Source organism: Halorubrum sp. GN12_10-3_MGM (genome assembly GCF_005435235.1).
GTDB lineage: Archaea > Halobacteriota > Halobacteria > Halobacteriales > Haloferacaceae > Halorubrum > Halorubrum ezzemoulense.
Map to the genome: position 1 here is coordinate 56,440 of NZ_SGUB01000020.1, position 6,844 is coordinate 63,283.

At 72.3% G+C, this 6,844-nt stretch carries 7 protein-coding genes; 1 reads left to right on the top strand and 6 read right to left on the bottom strand.

What is annotated here, in order from left to right; translation table 11 throughout:
* Nucleotides 1–53 precede the first annotated feature (53 nt).
* Nucleotides 54–1,115, top strand: a complete 1,062-nt coding sequence (locus EXE47_RS13885) for a TrmB family transcriptional regulator sugar-binding domain-containing protein (protein ID WP_094495262.1) — start codon at nucleotides 54–56, stop codon at nucleotides 1,113–1,115.
* A gap of 94 nt (nucleotides 1,116–1,209) precedes the next feature.
* Here EXE47_RS13885 and EXE47_RS13890 read toward each other — a convergent pair whose 3' ends face one another.
* The 6 genes from EXE47_RS13890 to EXE47_RS13910 all read right to left on the bottom strand — a co-directional run.
* Complete coding sequence (locus EXE47_RS13890; protein WP_137692765.1) at nucleotides 1,210–2,298, bottom strand: hypothetical protein; 1,089 nt, start codon at nucleotides 2,296–2,298, stop codon at nucleotides 1,210–1,212.
* A gap of 25 nt (nucleotides 2,299–2,323) precedes the next feature.
* Nucleotides 2,324–3,148 (bottom strand): FAD-dependent oxidoreductase, encoded by an 825-nt coding sequence (locus EXE47_RS13895; RefSeq protein WP_137708466.1) that lies wholly within the window; start codon nucleotides 3,146–3,148, stop codon nucleotides 2,324–2,326.
* Between the two features lie 175 nt (nucleotides 3,149–3,323).
* Nucleotides 3,324–3,500 (bottom strand): hypothetical protein, encoded by a 177-nt coding sequence (locus EXE47_RS18780; protein WP_169514834.1) that lies wholly within the window; start codon nucleotides 3,498–3,500, stop codon nucleotides 3,324–3,326.
* Nucleotides 3,501–4,682, bottom strand: coding sequence for an ABC transporter substrate-binding protein (locus EXE47_RS13900; RefSeq protein WP_137708467.1), 1,182 nt, complete (start codon nucleotides 4,680–4,682; stop codon nucleotides 3,501–3,503).
* Nucleotides 4,683–4,766: 84 nt separating this feature from the next.
* Entirely contained in the window at nucleotides 4,767–5,678 is a 912-nt protein-coding gene (locus EXE47_RS13905) for an ABC transporter ATP-binding protein (RefSeq protein ID WP_137708468.1), read from the bottom strand.
* On the bottom strand, nucleotides 5,679–6,844 hold a 1,166-nt coding region (locus tag EXE47_RS13910), incomplete at its 5' end, for an iron ABC transporter permease (protein ID WP_241997589.1).

Consider the following 6,844-nt stretch of genomic DNA (forward strand, 5'->3'; position numbering starts at 1 on the left):
GCGAAGCCGCCCGGTACCGACTCCTATAAGTGTCGCTCGCCAGAGGCGTGCGTATGGACGACCGGACGCTGACCGACCTCCTCCGTCGCTTCGGACTCTCTGATAAGGAGGTCGACACCTATCTCAGTCTGCTCGAACACGGCGAGGCGAAGGCGAGCACCGTCGCCGACGCGGCGGGCGTCTCGAAGCGGTACGTCTACAGCGTGAGCGAGTCGCTAGCGGAGCGCGGCTTCGTCGAGGTGAACGACCACGTCGTGCCGACGACGATCCGGGCGAACCCGCCGGACGAGGTGATAGACCGGCTCCGGTCGGACGTGGACGCGATGCGACCCGGGCTCGCGGAGCGGTACTCCCGCGTGGAGCGTCAGGCCGAGCAGTTCGAGGTGATCAAATCGCGGGTCACGGTAATCAAGCGGATCCGGTCGCTGCTCGCGGACGCCGAAAGCGAGGTGACGCTCTCGATCACCGCGAAGCAGCTCCCCGAGGTGCGCGAGGCGCTCGCCGACGCGGTCGACCGCGGCGTCCTCGTCCTGCTCGTCGTCTCCGACGCCGACGCGAGCCTCGACGCGGACGACCCCGCGCTGTCGGGCGTCGCGAACGTCGTCCGGACGTGGAGCGAGGCGATGCCGACGCTGCTCACGGTCGACTCCGCGGCCGGTGTCGTCTCCCCGCCCGAGCTCCTCCGGCAGTCGACCACCGACCGACAGGCCATCGCCTTCGCCCAGGAGCAGCTCGCGCCCGTGATCGTCGGCTCCTTCCTCGGGAACTACTGGCCCGCCGCGACCGAGATGGCCGTCGCCGAGCCGGCGCCGCTCCCCGTCGAGTACACCGACTTCAGACACACCGTCCTCCAGGCGACCCTGCGGCTCCGCGCCGGCGACCCGCCGCGGGTGACCGTCGGGGGGCGGTGGACCGACGACGACGAGGCGGCCGAGATCGTCGGCCGCGTCGTCGAGACGAAACAGGGGATGGTGGAGCCGAGGAACAACGAGTTCCCGGTCGAGCACTCGCTCGTCGTCGAGACCGACGACGGCGAGGTCACCGTCGGGGGACAGGGCGCGTTCGTCGAGGACGTCGAGGCGGACCTCGTCCGGATCGAGTCGGACGAGGAGTAGGGCGGCGACGCGGGGTTCCGGAGGCCCGGGACGCGGACCCCGAGACGCGGAGATCCGGAACACGCGGCGGAGCGACGCGTCCTCCCGGCGGCGGTCAGCTCTCCGAGGGAACCGACGAGCTCGACGGGCCGCCGTCGAGGGAGGGAGCGTCCGGATCGACCCTGAACCAGCAGTCCGACCCGGTCGCGTCGCCGCCGCCCCCGAGCAGCGCCACGCCGGCGAGCCGACCGCGCGGGTCGCGGCGGCACACCTCCAGCGCCACCGGCAGCGTCGGGACGCGGCCGTCCGTCGGAGACAGCGCGTACCCGGAGACGCGGACGGTCGCGCCGCGATCGGCCTCGGCGGCCCGGTCGGGGTCGTCGGCGCGTTCGGAGCCGCCGACGCGCTCGTAGTCGTCGACGAGGCCGACCGCCGCGAGCCGGTCGAACGCGGCCGCGACCGGGTCCGCGGCCGGCGTCGGCCCGGGGTCCGGGAGGCGCTCGGCGGCCGCGGACAGCACCGTCGCCTGCGCCTCCGGATCGAGGTGGCGGTCGAGCGCTATCGCCGTCGCTTCGAGCAGGCAGAGACAGAGGTCGTCGGGGTCGGAGAGCCGTTCCGCGAACGCGAAGTACGCGTCCATCACCGCCGACTCGACGCGGTCGTGGCCCGCCGCGGAAAGCGCTTCGAACGCCGCCGCCGCCGCGGCGTGACAGAACTCGACGCGGTCGCGGCGCGGGCCCCGTCCGGGCGGTCCGGACCGGGTCGGTGCGTCGGGGTGCGGATCCGCGTCGCCATCGAGGGCGCTCCCGTCGCTGCCCTCGGCGTCGCGGTCGCCCTCGGCGGGACGGTCGTCGACGGCCTCCACCACGCGGTCGGTCAGCTCGTCGGCCGCGCCGACGTCGAGGTCGGGGACAAATCGGTCGAGGCCCGGGTCCCCGGTCGCCGTCCCGGTCGTCGGCTCCGCGAACTCCTGTCTGACGATCACGTCGTAGAAGGGGAGTTCGGGGTCGTACCGACGGAGCGTGTCGCGGTACTGCTCCGTCGCCCGGGCCGCCGCGCGGGCTGTCTCGCGGCCCTCGAAGCGCAGCCCCGCGGCCGGGACCGGCCGGTCGCCGTACCGCGCGCAGACGAGCGAGAACTCGCCGTCCTCGCCCGCGAGCGATTCGATGTGGTCCGCGATGTCGAGCAGCGTCGTTCCGATCACGGCCGTGTCCTCGGTATCGGGTCGGTCACTCCTCTAGGCTCGGGTGCGTCTCCTGTGGGTCCGGGTGCGGTTCGGCGAACCGGTCGCGCGTCGCGTCGAGCGCGGCCGACTCCCGCGCCTCGCGCTCGGCGGCGGCGATCTCCTCGCAGCCCGGCGGCACGTCGCGGTCGCGGTCGGTGAAGTACCCCTCCGGCGCGACCCAGTCGTGGTAGAACGGCTCGTCGGACTCCTCCAACAGCGTCACGGCGACCTCCGCGCCGTGGCCCGCGCACACCGCCGCCTGATGGGGTTTGCGGGCGAGCCGTCCCGCGGCGTACAGCCCGTCGACGCCGGTCCGCCCGCGCTCGTCGGCGTCGACGTACGCCTTCCCGCGGTCGACGATATCGACGCCGTCGAGCTCCGTCAGATACCCCACCTCGTTCTTCGTCGCCGCGACGACCCGTCGGGCACCGATCCGGTCGCCCTCGTCGGTGGTCACGGCGAAGCGGGCGCCGTTCGCCGCGTTTCCGGCGTCGGCCGCGTCGGGGTCCCCGTCGGCGAGCGAGACCCGCGTGACGCGGGCGTCGAGCCGGTCCGCGCCGGCGGTCTCCGCCTGCTCGCCGAGCAGGTCCAGCAGGCGGCGCGGGTCGACGCCGAGCGGGAAGCCGGGGAAGTTCTCTAGGCGCGCGTTCCGCCGGAGGATCGACTCGCCCGGGTCGACGACGAGCGTGTCGAGCCCCTGCCGAGCGGTGTACACGGCCGCAGAGAGCCCGGCGACGCCGCCGCCGACGACGACCGCGTCGCGCTCGCGCGGGCGCTTGTCGGTCGGGCCGTCCGGGCCCTCGGCCGCTCCGGTCGCGCCCGCCGTCATCGCTCGATCACCCGTCCACGTCCGAAGGCGTCGCCGGTCCGATCGCGGTTCGAGTCCATACCCGTTGACGCCGCCGCGACGAGATACGGGCTTCGGTCGCGGGTCGCGTCCCCGGCGCGACCCGAGCGGGCCGAGGCGTCGATCGGGCGCGCCGGAGCGGCCGACGATCCCGCGGTCATCGGCGAACTCGGACCGGCCGCTCCGCGGCGATGAAGGGCTCGTCGCGGTCGGTCGCCGCGAACGCGATCCCGCCGCACTCGCCGCGCTCGACGCGCCACGTCGGCAGCGCGGGCACGTCGTAGTCGGTCGGGTCGCCGTACGTCGCCGCGACGGTCCACTCGCGGGCGCGCATCTACAGCTCTCCGTTGATCGCGTCGGCCACCCGTTGCCGGTCGAACAGCCGCTCGTCTTCGGGGATCTCCGGGTACGGGCCCTCCTCGTAGCGGGGCCACGCGCCGAACGCGTCGGGGTACAGCTGCTTCGCGGTCATCTCCAGCTGGAAGAGGTTCAGGATCGGTCCCTGATACCGCGCGCCCTGCGGGTGGATCCGGTCGTTCTTCACCGCGGTGACCTCCGAGCCGACGGGGTCCTCCTCGAAGGCGGCCCGCCGCCCGGCCATGTCGGTTCCGGGCTCGAAGCCGCCGAGGTAGAGGATCACGTCGGGGTCGGCTTCTAGTATCGTCTCGAAGTCGACGACCGTGCCGGACTCGACGCTCCCTCCGAAGGCGTCGCGCGGCCCGAGCGGGCGCGTGTGCGACGTGAGGAAGCCGGGGTTGCTCAGCGTGTACGCGTAGATCTGCTCGATGTCGGCGGCCGCGACCATGATCGCGGTCGGGCGCTCCGACTCCGGCGGGAGCCCATCGTCGATCGTCGCGAGGAGCTCCTCGCGGACGGCCGCGAGCGCCTCGTAGCGCTCGCGCTCGCGGAACGCCTCCGCGACGATTTCGAACTGCTCCCAGAGGCCGTAGTACTGGTACCCGTCGGCCCACTCGCCCGTCGGCTCCTGGTGGCGGTCGGAGAGGGAGTTGCCGAACCACGGCGAGACGCGCTCGGCGATCTCGTCGACGTCCTCGCGGCTCCACGCGTCCTGCCGGGTGATCCACGCCGGGTCGGCGAGGTGGACGTCGCTGTCGAGTTCGTACAGCTTCTCCTTGTCGGGCTGCCACGAGGAGTAGAGCCCCGACCAGTCGAGCGAGACGCCGGGGAGCCGCTCGACGAACTGGTTCCAGAGCCCGTCGTAGTAGTCCGGCGCGTGCATCGCGGTGAGCCCGTCGCTCCGTCCGAGGGCGAACGCCATGCCCGCGTGGTGAGTGAGCCGCGTGAACACCGTCTCGGGCGGCGACTCGAACGTCACCTCGCCGGTCGGCGAGATCGACGCGGCGTAGCTCTCGTCGCCGCCGTCGGACCCCGACGGATCGGACTCCGCGCCGCCGCCGGCACAGCCGGCGAGTAGTCCGCCGAGGGCGACCGTCCCGCCGTACTTCGCGAACGCTCTCCGGGTGTGTCCGTCGACTGCCTCGTCGCTTCTGCGCATACTTTTAGGCTAGCCTAAACCAATTTAACCGTTCCGATCTTTAGGGCGACCTAAAACCGTGTCGCTCCCCCGCACCGGTTCCGGTCACTCTTCGTGGCGCGCGCGGATCGGCGTGACTCGCGGCCCGCGGTCGGTGCCGACCACGTCGGCGTCGACGCGGAACACCTCGGAGAGCAGGTCCTCCGTGACGACCTCCTCCGGCGGGCCGCGCGCCCGGACTTCCCCGCCCTTGAGCGCGACCACGCGGTCGGCGAGCCGCGCGGCCTGCTCGATGTCGTGGAGGACGACGACCACGGTGACATCGCTCTCGTCGCGGAGCGTCTCGATTACCTCCATCACCTCCATCTGGTGGTGAAGGTCGAGGAACGTCGTCGGCTCGTCCAAGAGGAGCACGTCGGTGTCCTGCGCCAACGCCATCGCGATCCACGCCAACTGCCGCTGCCCGCCGCTCAGGCTCCCAACCTCGCGGTCGCGCAGGTGGCCGCAGCCCGTCAGGTCGATTGCGCGCTCGACCGCGCGAGCGTCCTCCTCGGTCGTCCGCTCGAAGAACCCCCGGTGCGGGTAGCGACCGTGGTACACGAGGTCCTCGACGGTGATGCTCTCGGGCGACGTGCGCTCCTGCGAGAGCAGCCCGAGCCGCTTCGCGAGCGGCTTCGCGTCCATCGACTGGACGTCGCGCCCGTCGAGCAGGACCGAGCCGTCGTCGGGCGCTATCTGGTCCGCCAACCCCTTCAGGAGGGTGCTCTTCCCGGAGCCGTTCGGCCCGACGAGCGCCGTCACCGCGCCCGGCTCGGCCGCGATCGACTCGCCGTCGATCACCGGCTCCGGGGCGGTCGGGTAGCCCACCACGAGGTCCTCGGCGTTGAGGTCGCTCGCGTCGGTCGCGTCGCCGGCTCCGGTCGGTCCGGTCGCGTCGCGCGGGCCGTTCGCGCCGCGCGTTTCGGTCTTGCCGCTCGATCCCTCCGGTTCGGTCGCGTTCGCACGGAATATGCACACTCAGAGCTCACCCACGTTCTGCCGCCGCCGCATCAGATACAGGAAGTACGGGCCGCCGACCAGCCCGGTGACGATCCCCACCGGGATCTGTGCGTCCGCGCCGGTTAGGACGCTCACCCCGAGGCGCGCGCCGACGTCGGCGCCGACCATCAGCGCCGGGCCGACGAACAGGCAGCCGACGATCACCCGCTTGTAATCGCTGCCGACGAGGTTCCGGACCACGTGCGGGACGATGAGGCCGACGAAGCTCACGATTCCCGCTACCGCGATGCTGGCGGCGGCCGCCAGCACGGCGACGCCGGAGAGCGCGAACCGGACCCGCTCGATCGACATCCCCAGCGACTTCGCCGTTTGCTCGCCGAGGAGGAGGAGGTTCAGCTGCCGCGAGCCGACGAGCGACAGCACGACCGCCACGAGCGTCCACGGGAGCGCGGTCCGGACCTGCTCCCAGTCGGTCCCCGTCAGCGACCCCGTCGTCCACTGGATCGCCGACTGGACGACGCCGATGTCGTCGGCGAAAAAGAACAGCCCCGTCTGGAGGCTGTTGAAGACGGTCCCGACGATGACGCCCGCGAGCACGAGCCGGACCGGGCTCGTCCCGTTCTTCCACGCGATAGCGTAGACGATCAGGAACGCGACCGATCCGCCGAGCGCCGCGATCAGCGGGAGGAACGCCGAGAGCCCGCCGAACACGACGAGCGTGAGCAGGATGGTCAGCCCGGCGCCCGAGGAGACGCCGAGGATGAACGGGCTCGCGAGTTCGTTGCGCGTCACCGCCTGGAAGATGGCGCCGGAGACGGCGAGGTTCATCCCGACGACGACGGCGACGAGCACTCGCGGCAGGCGGATGCTCCAGACGACGAGCGTCTCGCGCGCGAGCTCCGGCAGCTCGCCCCGGAACCCCGTGACCGCCCGCATCGGCTCCTCGCCGAGGAGGAAGTTGAGGAACCACCGCGGGTCGAGCAGGACGGCCGGGTCGAGGACGGCCCGCCACGCCTGCTCGACCGTCATCGAGTATGCCCCGAAGCTCACCTGAACGAGCCCCGCGAGGACGACTATGAAGAGGCTCACCGCGGCCACGGTCGCGAGCCGCGGCTCGAAGAGCCACCCGAGCCGACCGCGCCCGCCCGGTCGCCTCGCGGTCGACTCGCCGCTGACCGCCCGAC